The organism is Achromobacter sp. B7 (genome assembly GCF_003600685.1).
In the GTDB taxonomy this organism is placed as follows: Bacteria; Pseudomonadota; Gammaproteobacteria; order Burkholderiales; family Burkholderiaceae_B; genus Achromobacter; species Achromobacter spanius_B.
This window is the reverse complement of the sequence record NZ_CP032084.1, coordinates 5,701,339-5,720,921: the sequence shown is the minus strand read 5'-3', so window position 1 is coordinate 5,720,921 and position 19,583 is coordinate 5,701,339. Positions and strand designations below refer to the sequence as shown.

At 66.0% G+C, this 19,583-nt stretch carries 19 protein-coding genes; 7 read left to right on the top strand and 12 right to left on the bottom strand.

Annotation, left to right across the window (positions count from 1 at the left end):
• Positions 1-41 precede the first annotated feature (41 nt).
• Entirely contained in the window at positions 42-521 is a 480-nt protein-coding gene (locus DVB37_RS25850) for a VOC family protein (RefSeq protein WP_046803222.1), read from the bottom strand.
• A gap of 94 nt (positions 522-615) precedes the next feature.
• On the opposite strand from DVB37_RS25850, the gene DVB37_RS29035 reads away from it, so the two are divergent.
• From DVB37_RS29035 to DVB37_RS25830, 5 genes are all read left to right on the top strand, one after another.
• Positions 616-738, top strand: coding sequence for a hypothetical protein (locus tag DVB37_RS29035; RefSeq protein ID WP_371683149.1), 123 nt, complete (start codon positions 616-618; stop codon positions 736-738).
• Positions 725-940 (top strand): type II toxin-antitoxin system RelE/ParE family toxin, encoded by a 216-nt coding sequence (locus DVB37_RS25845; protein WP_120157151.1) that lies wholly within the window; start codon positions 725-727, stop codon positions 938-940. The genes DVB37_RS29035 and DVB37_RS25845 overlap by 14 nt, the downstream gene beginning before the upstream one ends.
• 160 nt (positions 941-1,100) lie before the next feature.
• Positions 1,101-3,116, top strand: coding sequence for a TonB-dependent receptor domain-containing protein (locus tag DVB37_RS25840; protein WP_240434183.1), 2,016 nt, complete (start codon positions 1,101-1,103; stop codon positions 3,114-3,116).
• Positions 3,117-3,260: 144 nt separating this feature from the next.
• Positions 3,261-4,046 carry a 2-oxo-tetronate isomerase gene (gene otnI, locus DVB37_RS25835; RefSeq protein WP_120157150.1) on the top strand — a complete coding sequence of 262 codons (786 nt, stop codon included), beginning with the start codon at positions 3,261-3,263 and terminating at the stop codon, positions 4,044-4,046.
• A gap of 173 nt (positions 4,047-4,219) precedes the next feature.
• The gene (locus DVB37_RS25830; RefSeq protein ID WP_120157149.1) at positions 4,220-5,212 is read left to right on the top strand and encodes a tripartite tricarboxylate transporter substrate binding protein; all 993 of its coding nucleotides are present in this window, start codon (positions 4,220-4,222) and stop codon (positions 5,210-5,212) included.
• Positions 5,213-5,238: 26 nt separating this feature from the next.
• On the opposite strand, the gene DVB37_RS25825 is transcribed toward DVB37_RS25830, so the two are convergent.
• Positions 5,239-6,144: a DMT family transporter gene (locus tag DVB37_RS25825; protein ID WP_104142755.1), complete on the bottom strand. Its 906-nt coding sequence runs from the start codon at positions 6,142-6,144 to the stop codon at positions 5,239-5,241.
• Between the two features lie 56 nt (positions 6,145-6,200).
• Positions 6,201-6,845, bottom strand: coding sequence for a LysE family translocator (locus DVB37_RS25820; protein ID WP_082134356.1), 645 nt, complete (start codon positions 6,843-6,845; stop codon positions 6,201-6,203).
• 291 nt (positions 6,846-7,136) lie between these two features.
• On the opposite strand from DVB37_RS25820, the gene DVB37_RS25815 reads away from it, so the two are divergent.
• Entirely contained in the window at positions 7,137-7,607 is a 471-nt protein-coding gene (locus DVB37_RS25815) for an Lrp/AsnC family transcriptional regulator (protein ID WP_046803228.1), read from the top strand.
• On the opposite strand, the gene DVB37_RS25810 is transcribed toward DVB37_RS25815, so the two are convergent.
• Complete coding sequence (locus DVB37_RS25810) at positions 7,594-8,580, bottom strand: tripartite tricarboxylate transporter substrate binding protein (RefSeq protein ID WP_120157148.1); 987 nt, start codon at positions 8,578-8,580, stop codon at positions 7,594-7,596. The genes DVB37_RS25815 and DVB37_RS25810 overlap by 14 nt on opposite strands.
• Before the next feature lie 173 nt (positions 8,581-8,753).
• Positions 8,754-9,677 (bottom strand): LysR family transcriptional regulator, encoded by a 924-nt coding sequence (locus DVB37_RS25805; protein WP_120157147.1) that lies wholly within the window; start codon positions 9,675-9,677, stop codon positions 8,754-8,756.
• A 173-nt stretch (positions 9,678-9,850) separates the two neighbouring features.
• Between DVB37_RS25805 and DVB37_RS25800 the strand changes: the two genes are divergently transcribed.
• Positions 9,851-11,023, top strand: coding sequence for a M20 aminoacylase family protein (locus DVB37_RS25800; RefSeq protein WP_120157146.1), 1,173 nt, complete (start codon positions 9,851-9,853; stop codon positions 11,021-11,023).
• Here DVB37_RS25800 and DVB37_RS25795 read toward each other — a convergent pair.
• From DVB37_RS25795 to DVB37_RS25765, 7 genes are read right to left on the bottom strand one after another with little or no spacing between them, the layout of a single operon-like run.
• Complete coding sequence (locus tag DVB37_RS25795; protein WP_120157145.1) at positions 11,020-13,602, bottom strand: mechanosensitive ion channel family protein; 2,583 nt, start codon at positions 13,600-13,602, stop codon at positions 11,020-11,022. The genes DVB37_RS25800 and DVB37_RS25795 overlap by 4 nt on opposite strands.
• A gap of 44 nt (positions 13,603-13,646) precedes the next feature.
• Positions 13,647-14,426, bottom strand: coding sequence for an SDR family oxidoreductase (locus DVB37_RS25790; RefSeq protein ID WP_120157144.1), 780 nt, complete (start codon positions 14,424-14,426; stop codon positions 13,647-13,649).
• 1 nt (position 14,427) lies between these two features.
• The gene (locus tag DVB37_RS25785; protein ID WP_120157653.1) at positions 14,428-15,441 is read right to left on the bottom strand and encodes an ABC transporter substrate-binding protein; all 1,014 of its coding nucleotides are present in this window, start codon (positions 15,439-15,441) and stop codon (positions 14,428-14,430) included.
• 20 nt (positions 15,442-15,461) lie between these two features.
• Positions 15,462-16,226, bottom strand: a complete 765-nt coding sequence (locus tag DVB37_RS25780) for an ABC transporter permease (protein WP_046803232.1) — start codon at positions 16,224-16,226, stop codon at positions 15,462-15,464.
• Positions 16,223-16,987: an ABC transporter ATP-binding protein gene (locus DVB37_RS25775; RefSeq protein WP_120157143.1), complete on the bottom strand. Its 765-nt coding sequence runs from the start codon at positions 16,985-16,987 to the stop codon at positions 16,223-16,225. The genes DVB37_RS25780 and DVB37_RS25775 overlap by 4 nt, the downstream gene beginning before the upstream one ends.
• Positions 16,984-18,444 carry an acyl-CoA reductase gene (locus DVB37_RS25770; RefSeq protein WP_120157142.1) on the bottom strand — a complete coding sequence of 487 codons (1,461 nt, stop codon included), beginning with the start codon at positions 18,442-18,444 and terminating at the stop codon, positions 16,984-16,986. The genes DVB37_RS25775 and DVB37_RS25770 overlap by 4 nt, the downstream gene beginning before the upstream one ends.
• Positions 18,441-19,523, bottom strand: a complete 1,083-nt coding sequence (locus DVB37_RS25765; protein ID WP_120157141.1) for a long-chain fatty acid--CoA ligase — start codon at positions 19,521-19,523, stop codon at positions 18,441-18,443. The genes DVB37_RS25770 and DVB37_RS25765 overlap by 4 nt, the downstream gene beginning before the upstream one ends.
• Positions 19,524-19,583 lie beyond the last annotated feature (60 nt).

Below are 19,583 nucleotides of genomic sequence, written 5' to 3'. Positions count from 1 at the left end.
GGGCCGGGCGCCCGGCCCCCCCGTCGCCGCGCTTGCCGCAATCATCCCCGCCGCGCCGCCTCGATCCGGGCGACGTCGATCTTGCCCATCGTCATCATGGCTTCGAACACGCGCTTGGCGGCGGCGCGGTCCGCGCCCGTGTAGGCCTCGGTCAACACACGCGGCGTGATCTGCCAGGACAAGCCCCACTTGTCCTTGCACCAGCCGCACTCGCTTTCCCGCCCGCCGTTGCCGACGATGGCATTCCAATAGCGGTCGGTTTCTTCCTGGTCGTCGGTCGCCACCTGAAACGAAAACGACTCGTTGTGCTGAAACGCCGGCCCGCCATTCAGGCCCAGGCACGGGATGCCCATCACGGTGAACTGCACGGTCAGCACTTCGCCTTCCTTGCCCGACGGGTAGTCGGACGGCGCATGATGCACCGCGTCCACCGAACTATCGGGAAACGTCTGCGCATAGAACCGCGCCGCCTCCAGCGCGGTGCCGTCGAACCAAAGGCAAATGGTGTTCTTGGGAATCATCGGGAGTCTCCTGGTGGGATGAGAACCCGTTGACGCCTGGCGTCCGAACAACCGGCGCGCATCGCGTGCAGGGTCTCGTGATGTCGAGAATACTCTGTGTTTTCGCGAAAAGGTCCAGGAGGCGCTCGTCGATACGCGTCCAGCGGTTTCCCACCAGGAGGTGATGGCCGAGGCGCGTGCCTTGATCGGCAAAAAGAAGCATCGTGCCGGTTCTTGAATGGCGCCAGACGGCTCGCGAAGACCTGCTGGCGATTGTTGAATACATATCGGACGACAGCCCGGCGGCTGCGCTTCGCTTGCTTGATGAGATTGAGCAGAAGGTGGCTAAGTTGCGCCGGCGTCCACAGCTTTATCGCGTGGGGCGGGTCGCGGGAACCAGGGAGATGGTGGTCAAGCCCCCCAAAACTTCATCGCATTGATTCTGAAATGTTATATCATTCGTCCGCCGTTTGTAATGATATAACATCCGAGAGAACGTAGATGAAAGGCAAGAAGCTGGGGTTCAAGAAGGCAGGCCGGGTGGCAGCGAAGGCGCGCGGGCCGCGTCGGGGAAGCCTGAAACCGTTGGTGTGTTCGTTGATGCTGATCGCGCCGGTGGCGCAGGCCGAGAGCGATGCGGACGTCAACCGCGCCAAGACGTTGGCGCCCATTACCGTGTCGGCCAATCCCCTGGGTCTGGACCTGAACAGCACCACGCTGCCGGCGTCCGTGCTGGAAGGCGACGCATTGATTGAGCAGCGCACCGGTACGCTGGGCGAAACGCTGAAGAACCTGCCCGGCGTGAACAGCGACACATTTGGCGGCGGCGCCAGCCGCCCGGTGATTCGGGGCCAGACCGCGCCGCGCGTGAAGGTGCTGTCCGATGGGTCCGAAGTGATGGACGCATCCAGCATCTCGCCGGATCACGCCGTTACCGTGGAACCGCTGTTGGCCGAGCGCATTGAAGTGCTGCGCGGGCCGGCCACCTTGCTGTACGGTGGTGGCGCGATTGGCGGCGTGGTCAACGTGGTCGACAAAAAAGTGCCGACCGCCGTGCCGGAAAAGGGCGTCGAAGCCGAAGCGGAACTGCGCGGCGCAACCGGCACGAAGGAACGTGCGGGCGCCGTCGGCATCACCGCGGGCGAGGGCCAGTTTGCCGTGCGCGTCGAAGGGATGAAGCGCCGCACCAGCGACTACGACGTGCCCGACTGGCCGGGCGGCAAGCTGGAAGGCTCGTACAGCGAATCCGCGCAAGGCTCCGTCGGCATGTCTTGGATTACGCCGCGCGGCTACGTCGGCCTGGCGTTCACGCATCTGGAAAGCAAGTACGGCTTGCCCGGCCACAACCATGAATACGAAGGCTGCCACCCCCACGGCACGCATTTGCATTGTGGCGGCCACGACGATCACGACCACGAAGAAGAAGGCCACGACCACGATCATGATCACGAACATGGCGGCGTGCCCTATGTGAAGCTGCGCAGCAACCGCCTGGACCTGCGCGCCGAATACCAGGACCCCTTCGCCGGCTTCGAGAAAATCCGTGTGCGCGGTGGCTTGACGGACTATCAGCACGACGAGATCGAAGGCGGCGAAGTCGGCACGCGTTTCAAGAACAAGGGCTATGACCTGCGCGTGGAATTGCAGCACAAGCCCATCGCCGGCTGGCGCGGTGTGATTGGCATGCAGAACGCGTATAGCGACTTCAGCGCAGAGGGCGAAGAAGCCTTTCTGCCGCGCAGTCGCACGCGATCAAACGGTTTGTTCGTGCTTGAGGAATACCAGCTGAACGACTGGCGCTTCGAAGTGGGTGCGCGGCAGGACTGGCAACGCATTTCGCCCGAAGGCGGCGCGCCGCGCAGCAGCCTGTCCGGCACGTCGTTGTCGGCAGCGGCCATCTGGGACTTTGCGCCGCAGTATTCCGTCGCGCTGTCGTTGTCCCGTTCGCAACGCTTGCCCAACGCGCAAGAGCTGTACGCCGATGGCGTGCACCTTGCCACTAATACGTATGAGCTGGGCAACGCGGACCTGGGGCGCGAAACGTCGCACAACATCGACCTGACGTTGCGCAAGCATGCCGGCGACACCACGTTTTCCGCCAGCGTGTTCCACAACCGCGTGAAGAACTATATCTATGCCAACACGCTGGACCGCTACGAAGACTTTCGCTTGATCGAGTACACGCAACGCGACGCGGAATTTACCGGCGTGGAAGGCGAGCTGCGGCACCAGTTCACGCCTGTGTTCTCGGCCGCCGTGTTCGGCGACTACGTGCGCGGCAAGCTGACGGGCGGCGACGGCAACCTGCCGCGCATTCCGGCGGCACGCGCCGGCGTGCGCGGCAACGTGAAGTGGCAACAGTGGTCGGGCGGCGTGGAATACGCGCGCGTGTTCTCGCAGAAGGACATCGCGTCGTACGAAGACAGCACGCCGGGCTACAACATGGTCAACGCCGTAGTGGCCTATCGCGGCCGCTATGGCGACACGGGCTACGAAGTCTATGTGCGCGGCACCAACCTCTTGAACAAGCTGGCCTACAACCATGCGTCGTTCATTTCCTCGGTGGCGCCGCTGCCGGGTCGCAGTGTGATGCTGGGCGTGCGCATGACGTATTGATGCAGTGCGGCACACCACGCGGGGATCGCGCGCATCACTTCGCGTGGTTCCCGCGTGCAAATCGATTGCACGAAACCGGCCGGCGGTGTGCTAAGTTGCCGGAATTCCCGTTCGGAATTCCCGCTGGAACCCCAAGCCGCCGCCATGCTGAAATTCGCCGCCAACCTATCCATGATGTATCAGGAATATCCGTTCCTGGACCGTTATGCCGCCGCCGCGTCGGATGGCTTTACGGGGGTCGAATGCATGTTTCCGTACGCAGAACCCGCCGCCTTCGTGCGGGAACGGATGGACGCGGTTGGCGTGTCGCAAGTGCTGTTCAATGCACCGCCGGGCGTGACGGCGCGCGGTGAACGCGGGCTGGCGGCATTGCCCGGCCGGCAGGCGGAATTCCAGGCAGGGATTGAACATGCCTTGTCGTATGCGACGACGCTGTCTTGCTCCAATGTGCACGTCATGGCGGGGTTGGCGCCCGACGGCGTGCCGCGCGAATCGCTGCTGGATTGCTACCGGGAAAATCTGGATTGGGCGGCGCGCCAGGCGCGATCGGCGGGTGTCACGTTGCTGATCGAACCCATCAACACGCGCGACATCCCGGGCTACATCCTGAACCGGCAGAGCGAGGCCCACGCCATCGTGCAGGCCGTGAACGCCTCGAACCTGAAAGTGCAGATGGACCTGTACCACTGCCAGATCGTCGAAGGCGACGTCACCACCAAACTGCATGAGTACCTGCCCACGGGCCGCGTGGGCCACGTGCAGATCGCGGGTGTGCCGCACCGCCACGAACCGGATCGCGGCGAGCTCGATTACGGCTGGGTATTCAACGTGCTGCGCGAACTGGACTACAGCGGCTGGATCGGCTGCGAGTACCGCCCGGCGGGCCACACGTCGGCGGGCTTGCGCTGGCTGAACGCGGCGCGCGGCTAATCGCAACGCGCGGCTGAACACCGCGCTGTCCCTGTCCCCCTGTCCCCCTGTCGCCTTCTTCTGTCCTCATTTTCTCCTGCATTGCCGCCCGAAACGCCGGGCTTGCGGTCGTGCCGAAAATAGTTAATATGTTAATCAAAATAAATGCAAACCAAGGTCGAGGAGGCCGGGACATGATGACAAGCATCTTGCCACGCACGTGGCGGGCCGCGGCGCTGACCAGCGCCGCTGCATGGTTCGGCCTTGCATGCAGCGTCGCTTCGGCGGGTGAATTCCCCGACCATCCCATCCGCTGGCTGGTGCCATTCAGCGCGGGCGGCGGCAGCGATATCGCCACGCGTATCGTCGCCAGGCACGTGGGCGAATCGCTGGGGCAGACGGTCGTGGTCGAGAACCGGCCGGGTGCCGCCACCATCGTCGCCGCGCAAGAGACCGCGCGCGCCGCGCCCGACGGCTACACCTTGATGACCGCAGGCATGAGCACGCTGGCCTTGAACCCCTGGCTATACAAGAACCTGCCCTATGACCCCGCCCGCAACCTGACCCCGGTGTCCACGCTGGTGTCCCTGCCGATCGTGCTGGTGACCTCGCCCACTTCCGACCTGTCAGACATGCCCGCCGTCATGCGCTACCTGCGCAGCGACAAGCCGGGCAGCTATGCCTCGCTGGGCGTGGGCAGCCCGCATCACCTGGCCATGGAGCTGTTCCTGGAATCCATCGGCGGACGCGCCACGGCAATTCCGTACAAGGGCACGCCGCCCGCCTTGCAGGACGTGGCGTCGGGCGTGGTGCCGATGATGATGGCCGACCTGGCCGCCGCGCGGCCGTTGATCCAGGCCGGCAAGCTGCGCGCCATCGCGGTGCCGGCCGCGCAGCGCTCAGCCCAGTTACCCGACGTGCCGACTTTTGCGGAAGTGGGCGGGCACACGTTCGAGGCGGCGGCCTGGCAAGGCGTGGTGGCGCCGGCCGGCACGCCCGCACCCATCGTCGATAAGCTTAGCCAGGCCATCGTGGCCGCGTTGAAGTCGCCCGACGTGGTCAAGCAACTGACCTTGCAGGGCATGGAACCCACGGGCAGCACGCCGCAAGCCTTTGCCGACTATGCGCGCGCGGAAAACGAACGCTGGGGCGCGGTGATCCGGCACAAGGGCATTTCGGCGGAATAGCGCGGGATCAGCCGCGCCTGTGGCGCTTAGTCGCGCACCCTGGCGCGGCGCTTCTTGCCGCGCTGCGCCGTGGCCGCGCAACCCGCCGACGCGATGACGATGCCGGCAATTGCCAGCCATTGGGTTTGCGACAAGTGTTCGTTCAGCACGATCACGCCGGCCAGCGCGCCCATGGCCGGCTCCATGCTGAGCAGCACGCCAAACGTCTTTTGCGGCAGGCGCCGCAGCGCGATCATTTCCAGCGAGTAGGGCAGCGCGCTGGACAAAATGCCCACGCCGATGCCCGCCAGAATCAGCTTGGGGTCCAGCAAGGCCATGCCCGCATGCGCGACGCCCACCGGCAAGGCCACCATCGTGGCCGCCAGCAAACCCAGTGACGTCGCCTGGCCGCCATGCACGTTGCCGGCCATCTTTCCGAAGACGATGTATAGCGCCCAGCACACGGCGGCGGCCAGCGCGTAGGCAATGCCGGTCGGGTCCAGGTCGTGCAGCGACTGGCCGGTGGGAATCAACAGCACCAGCCCTGCCAGCGCGCAGCCGATCCACACAAAATCAATCGCCCGCCGCGACATCAGCACGGCCAATGTCAGCGGGCCGGTGAATTCAATGGCGATGGCGATGCCCAGCGGCAACGTGCGCAGCGCCATGTAGAACAGCAGGTTCATGCAGGCCAGCGTCACGCCGTACAGCGCGATCTTCGCTGCGTTTTGCCGGGTCAACGCGAAGCGCCACGGACGCCAGAACGCAATCAGGATGATGGCGCCGATAACGATGCGATAGGCGGTCGTGCCCTGCGCGCCCACCTGGGGAAACAAGGACTTGGCGAACGACGTGCCGATGCACAGCGACGCCATCGCGCCGATCAGCGACAGGGTGGGAAGCAGGGTCGAGCCCGTGGCGTTGTGCCCGGTGTTCAAGGTGGCGGCGGTCATGGGTGCTAGGTAACGCTCAATGCAGGAACGCGCGGACGCGCAACAAAAAACGAGGTTCAAGGCGCCAGCGTGGCGGCCGTGGAGTAAAGCACATACAGCGCCAGGCCCAGCATCACGGCGCCCAGCAAGCCTTGCTGCATGCGCAAGAACCAGGGGTTACGCCCGACCCAACCACGAATGCGCGACGCGCCGTAGGCAAAGCAGCTGCCGTAAGGCAGGCTGAGTACTTTCATGGTGATGCCCAGCACCATCATCTGCACCCACACGGGGCCGTTTTCCGGCGAGGTGAACTGCGGCAGGAAGGCGATCATGAACAGCAGCACCTTCGGGTTCAGCAGGTTCGTCATGAAGCCCTGCCAGAACGCATCGCGCGCATCGCCCGGCCGCGCCGACAAGGACACGTCGGCCGCCTGCGCGCAGCGGATCATCGCCTTGATACCCAAGTAACCCAGATACAAACCGCCCGCTGCCTTGATCGCCACGAACAGCGTCGGAAAGGCTTGCAGCACCGACGCCAGGCCCAGCACCACGGCGGGCACCTGGATGAAACCGGCCGCCACGTTGCCCAGCACGCTGTGCAAGGCCGGGCGAAAGCCTTGCGTCATGCCGCGCGACAGCGTCAACGCCATGTCCGGGCCGGGCGTGAGTTTAAGCGCCGCGTCGGCGGCAAGAAAAAGCAGAAAAAGGTGGAGCGACGGCATTGCAACGGCGGCTGATTGGCGTGTCCCACGGCAGGGCACCGGGGACGGAGGGCTCTCAGTGTACGCACGCCCGCTGATTTTTTCCTGCGTCCGGCGGCGGCCAAATGAAGTTTCCCGTCGAATTGGGGCCGGACCTGTTCGCGCCCAGGATTAGAATCTGCGCAAGCCCGGAATCAACCCCGACCTTGGCCCGCAGCCCGCCCACAGCCCGGGCCGTTATCCGGCCTGTAGTCCGGCCCGCCAGCCGAAGCCGCCACCGCGTTTCCGACCTCCCCCCGTTCCGAGACCCCAATGGAACTAGACGATTTTGATCTTCAAATCCTGCAAAGCTTGCAGGAAGACAACCAGCGCACCAGCCAGGACGTCGCCGAACGCGTGAACCTGTCGCCGGTATCCTGCCTGCGCCGCATGAAGCGGCTGCGCGAATCCAAGGTAGTGACGGCCGATGTGTCCGTGGTGGACCCGGCCGCCGTGGGGCGCGCCATCATGATGGTGGTGCTGGTGTCGCTGGAGAGCGAACGCGCCGACAAGCTCGACCTCTTCAAGCGCGCCATGCACGGCGCGCCCGAGGTCATGCAGTGCCTGGCGGTAACGGGCGAAGTCGACTTCGTGCTGACGCTGACCATGGCCGACATGGCCGAATACGACGACTTCGCCCAGCGCCACTTCTGGGGCAACCCGAACGTCAAGCGCTTCTCGACGCTGGTGGTGATGAGCCAGGTGAAGAACACGTTGACGGTGCCGGTGGCTACATCGGCTTGAGGCCCAGCGTCTGGATCATCTGGCGGTACTTGGCGACCTGAGCGGTGGCGTAGGCGTCTGCGTCGGGCTGGCTCATCGGCGCCAATAAGCGGCGCCCCTCGGCTTCCATGCGGGCGCGCAGGTCGGGCTGTTCCAGCGCATAGCCCACGGCACGACGCAAGGTGTCCACATCGGCGGCGGGCGTGTCCTGGCGCACGTAGTAACCGCCCGCGATCGTGTAGACGAAATCGGGGATGGTCTTGCTTTGCGATATCAGCGGCAGCTTGGCCAGCGCAGCGGGCAGCGTGTCCGAAAAGCTGGTCAGGATCTTCAACTGCTGTTGCGCGGCCATGCCCTCCATCGCTTGCTGGTAGGGCAGTACCGCAAAATCGACCTGGCGTCCGATCAGGTCTTGCAGCGCGGGCGCCGCGCCGCGATAGGGCACGTGCAGGAATTCCGCGCCCACGCGCCGGCCCAGGTATTCCGTCATGATGTGGTAGAGCGAACCGACGCCCACACTGCCGAAGGTCAGGGGGCTGGCGCCCGGCCGCTTGGCGTAGGCAATGAATTCATCCACGGTATTGACCGGCAGGTCCGCGCGCGCGAGCAACACGATGGTGGCTTCGCTGATGGGCTGCGTCAGCCGGAAGTCTTCGGGCTTGTAATGCGCGGCGGCGTTCAAGAACGGGCTGAGGATGACCTCGTTGGGCGACCCGTGCAAGAACGTGTAGCCGTCCGGCGCGCTGGTCAACACGCGGCGCGCGCCCAGCATGCCCGCACCGCCGCCCACGTTTTCCACCACCACCTGTTGCCCGAGCGCGTGCGCGATGTGCACGCCAAACTGGCGCGCGGACGCATCGCTGGCGCCGCCCGCCGGATACGGCACCACCAGGCTCAGGGGCTTCTTGGCCGGATAGTCCGCATGGGCCAGCGGCGTCATGGCGCAGGCGGCAAGGCAAACGGCGGCCATCCGGGCCGGTAGATTCCAACGCATGCTGCTTCTCCCTTGTCATTTCTGTTGGCGCGCAGCCGGTTGTCCGGTCTGCCGTATGCAGTCTAGGCAGCGGCGATTGTTCGCATCAATGACTGGCGGGAGGTCCGATCATTGTGATTTTTGCATCGATGGAAGCGGCCGGCCAAGGCGCTGCCGGCTGAGGCGAGACCGGCCTAGGTGCGGCGGGACTCCAGGGCGGGAAAGGTCTTCAGGATGTGGCGCAGCATGCTGGCCGTGGCGGGCGGCAGATGCCGGCCGGCCAGGCTGATGACGTGCGTGCGGCTGTTGTTCAGGATGGGGTTGGCCAGCGGCAGCGACACCATCTGGCGGAACTGCGCGCCCTTGAGCGGCACGGACAGCGGGTTCACCACATAGCCCAGCCCCTGGCTGGCGAATTCCCACAGGATCTTGAAAGAGTTGGTCAGCAGCGCGGGCTTGAGCTTGACGTTTTCATCCAACTCGGCCGCCTGGATGTGCTGGCGCACGCCAAACGATTCGTCCATGGCGGCCCACCCGTAGGGCGCCAGGTCGGCCAAGCGCAACGCACGGCGCGACCGCGCCAGCGGGTGGTCTTTGTGCACGTGCACGCGCATCGGCGCGGCGCGCGAATAGTGCGATCGCAAGCGCACATCGTTGGGCGGCTGAAAGGCCAGCGCAATCTGTACGCGCTCTTGCACCAGGCAACGCACGGTCTCGTTAGTGCCGGCCACGTGGATGCTGTAGGTGATGTCGGGGTGCTTGCGCACGAAGGACAGCAGCACGGGCTCCAGCACCATGTCGACAAAGCCCTCGCCCAGCGCCAGCTCCACATGGCCACGCGTTGCGCTTTTCAGGTTGTTGACTTCGGCCTGGAAGGATTCGTTCAGGTCCTGCTGACGGCGGGCGAACAGCGCCACCAGGCGGCCGGCGTCGGTAGGCACCACGCCGCGCCCACGGCGTTCCAGCAGCGTCAGCCCGGTGTCTGCCTCCAACCGGGCGATGGCGCGACTGATGGCGGACGGATCGGTATTGAGCTGATCGGCGGCGGCGCGCAACGTGCCGGTTTCTATCACTTGCAGCAAGCAGAGCGTCCGTTTGAACTCCAGGACATCATCCATGATTGGTTTCCATGACGGGCTTTCAAGAAAGACGCACCCCGCGTATTCGGCCGGTTGCATCGTTGCAAAAACCGCATCGATAAGACGCAATCATTGCTATCGGCTTTGTACCCGCGCCTGTCTATAGTCGATAGCCGTATTTCCCCCAAGCCTGCCTACGGAGAGACCGCAACATGGCTAACGTCCCATCGCCCATCAGTCTGGAACTGCTGCGCAACATGCGCGAATGGCGTCGCGACCTGCACGCCCATCCCGAAACCGCCTTCTGTGAATTCCGCACGGCCGACGTGGTGGCGCGCGAATTGGAGCGCGCGGGTGCCGTGGTGCATCGGGGCTTGGGCAAGACCGGCGTGGTAGGTACGCTGGCGCGGGGCGTGGGGCCGGTGATCGGGCTGCGCGCCGACATGGACGCGCTGGACATGCAGGAACTGGGCGACGCGTCGCACCGGTCGACCATTGCCGGCAAGATGCACGGCTGCGGCCACGACGGGCATACGGCCATGCTGCTTGGGGCAGCGCATCACCTGGCCGTGGACCCGGAATGGCGTGGCACGCTGCACCTGATCTTCCAGCCGGCGGAGGAACACGCGGGTGGCGGGCTGGCCATGGTGCAGGACGGCTTGTTCGACCTTTTTCCCTGCGACGCGGTGTACGCGCTGCACAACTCGCCCAATCTGCCGTTCGGCACCGTGTCCACGCGGGTGGGCACGGTGATGGCGAATTGCGACACGTATGAAATCAACGTCACCGGCAAGGGCTGCCATGCGGCGCAACCCGAGCATGGCATCGATGCCATCGTGGCGGCCGCGCAGCTGGTTACCGCCATGCAGGCCATCGTCAGCCGCAATGTGAAGCCCACCGATGCATTGGCGCTAAGCATCACGCAGATTCATGCCGGCGATACCTGGAACGTGGTGCCCAACAGCGTCATGTTGCGCGGCAGTTGCCGCACGTTGACCGCCGCCACGCGCGACTTGGCCGAACGGCGCCTGCGTGAAGTGTGCGCGGGCGTGGCGGTGAGTTCCGGCGCCCGTATCGAAGTGCAGGTGTTTCGCGGCTATCCGGCGTGCGTGAACACGGAAGCCGAGGTGCAGCTGGCGGTCCGTGCGGCGGCGCGCGTGGTGGGCGCGGACAAGGTTGACGCAGCTTGCACGCCGCGCATGGGCTCGGAAGATTTCGCCTATATGCTGCAACAGCGCCCGGGCGCGTACGTGTTTGTCGGCGCCGGGCGGCCAGGCGTTGAAAACCCGCCTGTGCATAACCCGTACTACGATTTCAACGACGACATTCTGCCGCTGGGCGCGCATTACTGGGTGGAACTGGTGAAGACGGCGATGCCGATTTAGCGCGGCGGGGGGCGGGTTTCTGACGGCTCGTGGGTGGCGGAAGGGGCGGAAGGGACGCGAGTAGAGGCTGTAGAGGCAGCAGAGGCAGCAGAAGCAGCGGACGCCGATTCGGCTGCCGCCGATGCGACGGATGCGCCTGCACGCGCCAACGCCGCGCCGGCTTCCTCCGACACCGTGCGCAGATGCAGATCGCGCTGCGGGAAGGCGATTTCGATGCCGGCCTGGCGCAGCGCGTCGTACAGGCGCGTCAACAGATCGCTGCGGATGTCGATCCAGCGGTCGAAATCGTACGTCCACGCGCGCACACTGAAGTCCAGCGTGCTGGCGCCGATGCCCATGAACAGTACCGTGGGCGCGGGGTCGGCAACGATGCCGGGCGTGTCGCGGGCGACGGCATCAAGCAGCGCGATCGCCTGGCGAGGGTCGGTGCCGTAGGCCAGGCCGATGCTGGCTTCAATGCGGCGGCTGCGGTCCAGCATGGTCCAGTTGGTCAGCTTGTCCGACAGCAGCGTGCCGTTGGGCACGATCACGTCGGCGCCTTCGAATGTCTTGATGCGCGTGGCGCGCATGCCAATGTCGCGCACCTGGCCGGACGTGCCGCTGATCTCCACCACATCGCCCGGTTGTATCGGCCGCTCGAACATCAGAATCAGGCCCGATACGAAGTTGTTCACCACGCCTTGCAAGCCAAAGCCGATGCCCACGCCCAGCGCGCCGAAGACGATGGTCAGCTGGCTGGTCTGGAAGCCCGCCGCCGACAGCGCAATGCCCAGGCCCAGCAGCAGCACCAGGTAGTACGACAGCGACGCAACGCTGTTGCCCACGCCACGCGGCAAGGCCATGCGGGTCAGCACTTCGTCGCGCAGGATCAGGCGGATGGTGCGCGCCGCCCAGAAGGCGATGATCACCGAAATAAAAAACAGCAGCACGTTGCCCAGGCTGATGGAAACTTCGCCGATGGTCAGCGTGTAGGACAGCACTTCGGTAACGAATGCATAGGTGGCGCGCAGGATGCGAAAGCGGTCCATCGCGTAGACGGCCCAACCCACCGCGGCCGTTGCGGTCAAGAGGCGGATCAGCAACTGCACCAGCGGCGGCGCGTGTTCGCGCGCCAGCCGGAAGCGCGAGATGCCTTGCCGGGTCAGCAGCAATTGCAGCAGGGTGATGATGACCGTCACGCCGGCATAAAGCACCAGCCCGAAGTAGCCGCAGCCGATCACCGCGCTGGTCAGCATTTCGGCCAGCGACACATTGCCGAACAGGTTTGCGACCAGCGACACGCCCAGCAAGGCGGCGGCGCCCCAGGCGATGGCGCGCAAGATGGACGCCAGCCGTGCCGAGGCGGCAGGGTGGACCTGACGGCGGGTGCGGTGCAGCAGCCACAGGATGGCGGCCAGCGCCAGCGCGGTCAGCGCCACGGTGGACAGGCGGTAGAACAGCGTGTTGGCCAGGAACAGAAAGCCCAGGCGCTCGGCCAGGAACAGTGCGGTGATCACGTGCGGCCATTGGTCCAGCTGGCGTCGCGCGGACGGCGGCAGCAGGCGCAGCACCGGCACGGCGGCCAGCACCAGCGCTACCTGCTGCACCATCAACGGTGCGTCGGGCTCCAGGGCCAGCACGCCCAGCATCGATAGCAGCAACCAGGTGGACAAGGGCCGGCCCAGCACCCCGGCGGCGGTTTCGCTCATGACGCCCGCGCGAATCGCGTCGCGACTTTTTCTTGCCAGCCACAGCAGCAGCGGCAGCAGCAACAGTTGCAGCACATGCAGCGCGCGCTGATTGCCACTGCCCGCCGCGCCGTAGTCGCGCGCGAAGCGCACTTCGATGTCCAGGCCGGTGCGCAACAGGGCCAGGGTATCTTCGCCCGTGTCCTGCGATTTGCCTGCATCCCAGAGCGGTGGCGAATCGATGCGCATCAGCCGCGCGTCGATATCGTTGATGGCGTCACTGACCGCGCGCTGACCCGCCTTGATGCGTTCTTCGACGGCGTTGGCGCGCTGTTCAAGCGCGGCCTGGCGCGAGAGCGGAATGGACAGGGCCTGCGCCGCCGCCGTCAACTGCGCCTGGACGGCGTCCACCCGGTCGGCCAGCGCGGGCGGCAGGCCGGCGGCGGAGGAAGAATCCTTGATGGCCTGCCATGCGGCGCGGCGGCGCAGCAGTTCGGCGGCGTCGCTGGCGTACCAGGCGGTAGCCTGGCGCAGGTCCGCCTGCCAGCGCGCCAGCCGGTTGGCGTCAAAGACCCAGTGCCGCTCCAGGCTTTCCACGCGCATGATGGGCAACGTGCGCAGTTGGGCAGGCTGGAATTCGTAGAGTTTTTCGTCGGCGGATTTGCCGATGGCCTCAAGCGCCGGGCCCAGGGTAGCGTCGGGGTCGGTCACGGCCACGCGCTGCAACACGCCCTCGGCGTAGCGGGTGTCGCTGTCCGCTCGCAGTGGAATGTCCGCCATCTGGATGGCGGCGGGCGGGGCAGGCGGCGATGCGGAAGGTGGGTCGGCGATGGCCACGCGGGCGGCGGCCAAGGCCAGCAAGCCTAGGGAACATCCGAACAGGTACTTGAGGACTCTGGCTCGGACGCGCATGTCGCGACTCCGTGGGGATGCTGCGAGGCGGGGGGCAATCCACTCTAGCGCATCACCAGTCCGCCGTCCACGAACAGCACTTGCCCCGTCATGAAACCGCTCCAGTCAGACGCCAGGAACAGCACCGGCCCGGCGACGTCCTGGGGGCGGGCGATGCGCCGCAGCGGCGTGGCCGCAATCAGCTGCTCGCGAAATGATTCCTGCGTGGCGCCGCTGGCGTCGGTCGGGTAGACCAGGCCGGGGGCGACGCAGTTGACGCGCACGCCATACGGCCCCAGCTCAACCGCCAGATTGCGGCTGAATGCCACCAGCGCGGCCTTGGCAGTGGTGTAGTCGTGGTACGGCACCACCGGATGTTCGACCAGGTTGCTGGCGATGTTGACGATGCAGCCTTGCGCGCGCTGCTTGAAATGCGGCAGTGCGGCGCGGCACACGTTGAATGCGGCGCCGACCGCGCCATCGAACTGCGATTGATAGTCCTGCCATTGCAGCGCATCGAAAGCGGTGCGCTGGCGGGGGTCGAACGCGTAGGGCCGCAAGGCATTGTTGACGACGATGTCCAGGCGGCCGGCGTCTTGCACGATGCCGTCGACCATGGCGCGCACGGCGTCGGGAACGCCGACGTCCCCCTGCACGGCCCAGGCATCGCCGCCGGCGGCCTGGCATTGCGCGACCACGCTGTCGGCCGCGGCCGTGTTGCGCAAATAGTTGACGACCACGGTGGCGCCTTCACGCGCGAAGCTGCGCGCGATTTCGGCGCCGATGCCTCGGCTGGCGCCCGTCACCAGCACCACCTTGCCTGCGAATTTCAACGCCGCATTCATGTCATGCCTCCGGCAACAAGTGCGTGTCGACAACGGCGGCGATGTCGATGGGCTGCTTGATGAGGCCCAACGCGTGGTAAGCGTCCGCCGCCTGTTGCAGCAAGCCGATATCGATGGTGCCCAAGGGCCTGCCGCCGGATGCGATGGATGCGGCGTTGCGCAGCCGGATCACTTCCAGGTTGACGGCCAGATCGGTGCCGTCAAGGGCGCGCTTGCCGGCCAGTTGGGCCGCTTCTTCGGGATGCGCGATCATCCACGCGGCGCTGTCGCGATAAGCCTTCAGGAAGGCGCGCAGCAGGGCCTGCTTTTGCGGCAGTGCCGACTCGCGCACGACGAACAGGTCGCTGGACACGTTCAGGGTGTCGCTGACCTGCATCACGTTGACCTCGCCCAGGCCGCGCTTGCGCCCCACCAGCAAGCCGGTGTCGGTGGCGGCGGTGGCGTCCACTTGCCCTTGCAGCAGCGGCGCAAAGTTCAGCACGCCGGTGACGACGATTTCAACATCGGCTTCGGTAAGCCCGGCCTGATGCAGCATCACCAGCAGGTTCTGGCGCGTGCCGCTGGACAGGCTGTAGACGCCGATGCGCTTGCCCTTCAAGTCGGCCGGCCGCGTGATGTTGGCCGACTTCAACGACACCACGTTGAAGACATTTTGCGGATAGATGTCGTAGATGGCGCGCAGCTTTTCGCCCTTGTCCAACGCCATGAAAAACGAGCCGGGGTCGGTGAAGGCCACGTCGGCCTGGCCGCTGAGCAGGTTGCGGATGGCGTCGCCACCGCCCGCGCCGGGCAGGTAGACAAGGTTGACGCCCTGCGCCTTGAAGAAGCCCTTGTCTGGCTCGGCCAGCAGGTTGGTGATTTCGCTGATGGGCTTGCTCCAGCCCGCCAGCGTGACGGTGCCGCTAACGGCTGTGGCCGAGGCGCCCTGGGCGCGTGCCGCCAGCGGCGCCACGGACGTGGCGGCAAGGCCTGCGGCGGCCGTCAGCAAGGCGCGGCGGGTGGGGGAAAAATGCATGGATGCGGTCCGGATGAAAGTCATGATTGATCGGCGTAGGGACGCAGCAGGCGTCGTTCCAGCATCAGCGTGGCCTGATAGCCCAGCAACCCGATGGCGGCAATGGCGGTCAGCGCGGCGAACATCAGGGGCGTGTCCATCATGCCTTGGGCAGCGATGATGACGGCGCCCAAGCCTCGGCTGGCGCCGATGAATTCGCCCACTACGGCGCCCACCAGTGCCAGCACCAGCGCCACGCGCAGTCCCGCCAGGATGCCCGGCAGGCCGGCAGGCAGCTTCAGCCGCAGCAAGGTTTGCGCGCGCGTGGCGCCCAGCATGCGAAACAGTTGCAGCCGGTTCGGGTCGACCTGGCGCAGCCCGGTCAGCGTGTTTTCCATCAAGGGGAAAAAACAGATCAGCGCGGTCATGACCACCGTGGGCGCCATGCCGAAGCCGAACCACACCACGAACAGCGGCGCCAGCGCCAGCTTGGGGACAACCTGGCTGACGATCACGTAGGGCTTGAGCACGCGGTCCAGCAAGGCCGATTCGGCCAACGCAATGCCGATGCCCAGGCCCGCCGCGCCGCCGATCGCCAGGCCCAGCAGCATCTCGGCAAGTGTTGCGCCGATGTGCGGCCACAGGTAGCCGGTGGCCAGGCTGGTCCACAAGGTTTTTGCGACGGCGGACGGGGCGGGCAGCACCAATGCCGAGATACCGGCTTGGCGCACGGTGATTTCCCAGGCGCCAAGCAGCGCGACAAGCAGCGCCAGCGCCAGCACGCGGAATCGAATGGCGGGCGTCATGGGCGCGCCCCGGTCATGAATTCATACACCTGCGCGCAGGTGGCGTTGAACGCGGCGCCGTGCCGCATGGCTTGCGTGCGGGGCGCGGGCAGGTCCACCGGCAGGTCGGCCAGCATGCGGCCCTGGTGCATGACGGCCACGCGGTCGCCCAGGTAGACGGCTTCGCTGATGTCGTGCGTGACGAACAGCACGGTGGTATTGCGCAGGCGGCACATGCGCAGCAGGTCGTCTTGCAGCTCGCCGCGCGTGATGGCGTCCAGCGCCGCGAAGGGTTCGTCCAGCAACAGCAAGGCGGGTTCAAGAATCAGCGCGCGGGCCAGCGCCACGCGGCTTTGCTGGCCGCCGGACAGTTGGCGTGGGTAGTGTTGTGCGTGGTCGGACAGGCCCAGCATGGACAGCAGATCGTGCGCGCGCCGTGCGTCTTCCGGCAGCGGTCGGCGTTGCAAGGACACGGGCAGCAGCACGTTGTCGATCACGTGTTGCCAGTCCAGCAGCGTCGGCGCTTGAAATACATAGCCCAGCTGCGGGCCGGGCGCGGCGGGCGTGCCGTCTTGCAGCACCACGCGGCCGGACTGCGGCGTCAATAGCCCGGCGGCAAGTTTCAGCAGCGTGGTCTTGCCGCAGCCGCTGCGGCCCACCAGGCAATGAAAGCCGCCGGCTTGCAGGCGCCAGTCGATGCCGTTCACGATGGGCGCGCGGCCGGGGTAGGTGTAGACCGCCCTGTCGATGTGCAGGAAGGGGCGGGACAGGTCCGCAATCATGGTTCGTACGGCGCGTAGGGGTCGGCGGCGGTTTCGGCGGACTGTTCGATTTCCGTCATGCGCACCAGGTCCAGCAGGTTGAAACGGCCGTCGTGATGCCAGCCCGCTTCGGGCATGCTCATCGCGCCAATCGCGCTGACGCGGGTAACGCCTGCCGCGCCCAGCTGATCGGCCAGGCGATACAGCTCTTCGGGCGTGGCGGCCACGCCCGCTGTTTGCAGGTAGTGGTGGTGGGGCGCCACGCGCGCCGCCACCTCATCCAGCGTGTCGATACCGGCCACCACGATGCTGCGTTGCAGGGCCGTGGGCGACAGGGAAGGCGCGGTGTCCACATAAGAGACCGTCCACGCGGCATCGGGGTCGCCGATCAGCACGTCGGCGGCGTTGGACGGCAACTGCCATTCGATGGACTGCCGCCATTTGGCCAGCGCCGCCGATTCGGCCAGATCCAACGCGCGGCGCGGAAAGCGGCGATGCAGATTGGCTAGCTCGCCCGCCAGGTAAGCGGCAAAGTCGCGCGGCGATACCAGGCCGCCACGCTGCACGTAAAAGATCTGCGGCGAATAACAGCCCTGCTGGTCGTAGCGCATCACGTCCCATGCCGCACGGCGCGCCAGGGCGGGGGCCTTTTGTGCGTCCAGCGCGGCCGCGCTGACCACGCCAAAGCCCAGCTTGTGGCCATGCGGCAGAAAGCGCGTCGTGACGGGCAGGCGGCGCTGGATGGCATGCAGGGCATCGTTGCCGCCGTACGCCACGACGGTATCGGCCTGCGCGTACAGCGCGGTGGCGTCGTCCTCGCCCGCGCCACGCCACCAGACCACGGCCAGGCAGTCGGCCAGCGGTGGGTGCACCTCGGCCAACAGGTGCGCGAACCAGCCGGCAAACAGCGGCTCGGCGCTGGGCAGCTTGCCAATATTGCCGGCCTTGACCAGCAGGCCGCAGATCAGGCTCCACAATGCCAGCGCGGGCACGTTGCCGGCCCAGCTGTGCACCAGCAATTGCGGGCCATGCGCGCGCACCGCGCCGCCCTTGGCCGCGGGCTGAAAGCCGTCCAGCACCTTGGGGTTGGCGAAGTCTTCGGCCACAAAGCGATGCAGCTGCGGCGCGCGGAAGGTCTTGAAAAAGCCGGTCAGGCCCAGCCGCACCATCTGCCCGTCATAGCCGCTGACGATCGGCAACAGCGCATCGGCTTGTTGCCGAACCGGGTCGTTGGCATCCAGCAACCGGGCGATGGCGCGGTCGATGACGTTGATGATCTCCGACACCGTCATCGTCTTCAGATGCCGCGCGCTGGCCTGCTTGACGCGTTCGGCCAGCGCTTGCATCTGTGAGGCGGTCAGCACCGGCACGGCCACGTCCACGCGCCGGCCGTCCTGCTCGAAGGGCAGGGTCTGCCATTGGACATCGGCCGAGGTCAGCCCCGGCAGATAGCCCGCTTGGACGCGTTGCACGCTCATGGCCGCGCCGACTGAATGAATGCTTCGACGGCCAGCGAGCAGCCCTTGGCCTGCGCGCCTTCAGCACGGCCCAGCAGCAAAAAGCCGCCATCGGCGGGTTGCCCGACGTCTTCAGTGAGGATGGTGCTGACCGAATTGAAGTTGCCCAGGTCGCAGTGCGCCAGGATGCCGCGTTCGCCCGCGGGCACGGTGCGGCCGCTGGCGGGGTCGACCAGGCGCGAGCGAATCCAGTGCGGCCCCGATTTCACGGAAGGGACGGTGGCATTGCCGTCGTCATAAAACTGGGTGCTGAGTTCGGTCATGCCATACATGTTGATGCACAGCGATCGCGGCACGCCCAGCAGCTCGGACAGCTCGGAATAAAAGGTGTCCAGCGGCAGCTCGCGCGACTGGCCCTTGTAGCCGCCGGTGTCCAGGATGCGGCTGCCCGGCGGCAAACGGAACGCGCGGCCCGCGGTGCGCAGCGCATCGATCACATGCACGAAGCTGAAACTGGCGCCCAGCAGCGCATAGGGCTGGCCGTCGCGTTCAGCCTCTTCAAGGCGACGCCACAACCCATCCAGGTCGATGCCCTGCGGCGACATGAAATAGCGGCTGTCTTCGGTGCCGAACGCGGTCTTGGCCAGGGCCAGATAGTGGGCCAGCGACGAATTGGGCATGGCGGCTTCGTCCGGAAACAAAATGCCCATCGGCAGGCGCGGCGTGCCCCGCATGACGCGCGCGGCGAAATTGCGCGTCATGGACAGATCGTAAATCTCAAGATGCGGGTGAAAGTGCCGCCCGCGCATATCGGCGCGCGTAGTGCCGCTGGTCATGAAGACACGCTCGTCGGCCCGAGGCGCCTCGCAGCGCAGCTCCATCGCCTTGAAGGCGTCGATGGGCACGGCGGGAATGTCGCTCCAGGTCTTCACATTGCGCACGGTGGCGCCGCGCCGCTGGCAAAACGCGCGATACGGCGCGTTGGCGCCATATTGATACGCAAAAAGCCGTAGCGCCATCCGGTCGAACTGCGCATCGGTGCAGCCGTCCTGGGCAATGAATTCAAGAAGTTCCGCGACGGGCGGGGCAGCGTTGTTCATGGGCGTTCGTCGATTCCGGTACAAGGAAGCTCCGAAGCCCGCCCGCGCAAGCGGCGCAAG

Bases quoted from the DNA above. Each gene is read 5' to 3' on its own strand.
- DVB37_RS25850 (WP_046803222.1), bottom strand. From the start codon at position 521: ATGATTCCCAAGAACACCATTTGCCTTTGGTTCGACGGCACCGCGCTG.
- DVB37_RS25840 (WP_240434183.1), top strand. From the start codon at position 1,101: ATGCTGATCGCGCCGGTGGCGCAGGCCGAGAGCGATGCGGACGTCAAC.
- otnI (WP_120157150.1), top strand. From the start codon at position 3,261: ATGCTGAAATTCGCCGCCAACCTATCCATGATGTATCAGGAATATCCG.
- DVB37_RS25830 (WP_120157149.1), top strand. From the start codon at position 4,220: ATGATGACAAGCATCTTGCCACGCACGTGGCGGGCCGCGGCGCTGACC.
- DVB37_RS25825 (WP_104142755.1), bottom strand. From the start codon at position 6,144: ATGACCGCCGCCACCTTGAACACCGGGCACAACGCCACGGGCTCGACC.
- DVB37_RS25820 (WP_082134356.1), bottom strand. From the start codon at position 6,845: ATGCCGTCGCTCCACCTTTTTCTGCTTTTTCTTGCCGCCGACGCGGCG.
- DVB37_RS25815 (WP_046803228.1), top strand. From the start codon at position 7,137: ATGGAACTAGACGATTTTGATCTTCAAATCCTGCAAAGCTTGCAGGAA.
- DVB37_RS25810 (WP_120157148.1), bottom strand. From the start codon at position 8,580: ATGCGTTGGAATCTACCGGCCCGGATGGCCGCCGTTTGCCTTGCCGCC.
- DVB37_RS25805 (WP_120157147.1), bottom strand. From the start codon at position 9,677: ATGGATGATGTCCTGGAGTTCAAACGGACGCTCTGCTTGCTGCAAGTG.
- DVB37_RS25800 (WP_120157146.1), top strand. From the start codon at position 9,851: ATGGCTAACGTCCCATCGCCCATCAGTCTGGAACTGCTGCGCAACATG.
- DVB37_RS25795 (WP_120157145.1), bottom strand. From the start codon at position 13,602: ATGCGCGTCCGAGCCAGAGTCCTCAAGTACCTGTTCGGATGTTCCCTA.
- DVB37_RS25790 (WP_120157144.1), bottom strand. From the start codon at position 14,426: ATGAATGCGGCGTTGAAATTCGCAGGCAAGGTGGTGCTGGTGACGGGC.
- DVB37_RS25785 (WP_120157653.1), bottom strand. From the start codon at position 15,441: ATGCATTTTTCCCCCACCCGCCGCGCCTTGCTGACGGCCGCCGCAGGC.
- DVB37_RS25780 (WP_046803232.1), bottom strand. From the start codon at position 16,226: ATGACGCCCGCCATTCGATTCCGCGTGCTGGCGCTGGCGCTGCTTGTC.
- DVB37_RS25775 (WP_120157143.1), bottom strand. From the start codon at position 16,987: ATGATTGCGGACCTGTCCCGCCCCTTCCTGCACATCGACAGGGCGGTC.
- DVB37_RS25770 (WP_120157142.1), bottom strand. From the start codon at position 18,444: ATGAGCGTGCAACGCGTCCAAGCGGGCTATCTGCCGGGGCTGACCTCG.
- DVB37_RS25765 (WP_120157141.1), bottom strand. From the start codon at position 19,523: ATGAACAACGCTGCCCCGCCCGTCGCGGAACTTCTTGAATTCATTGCC.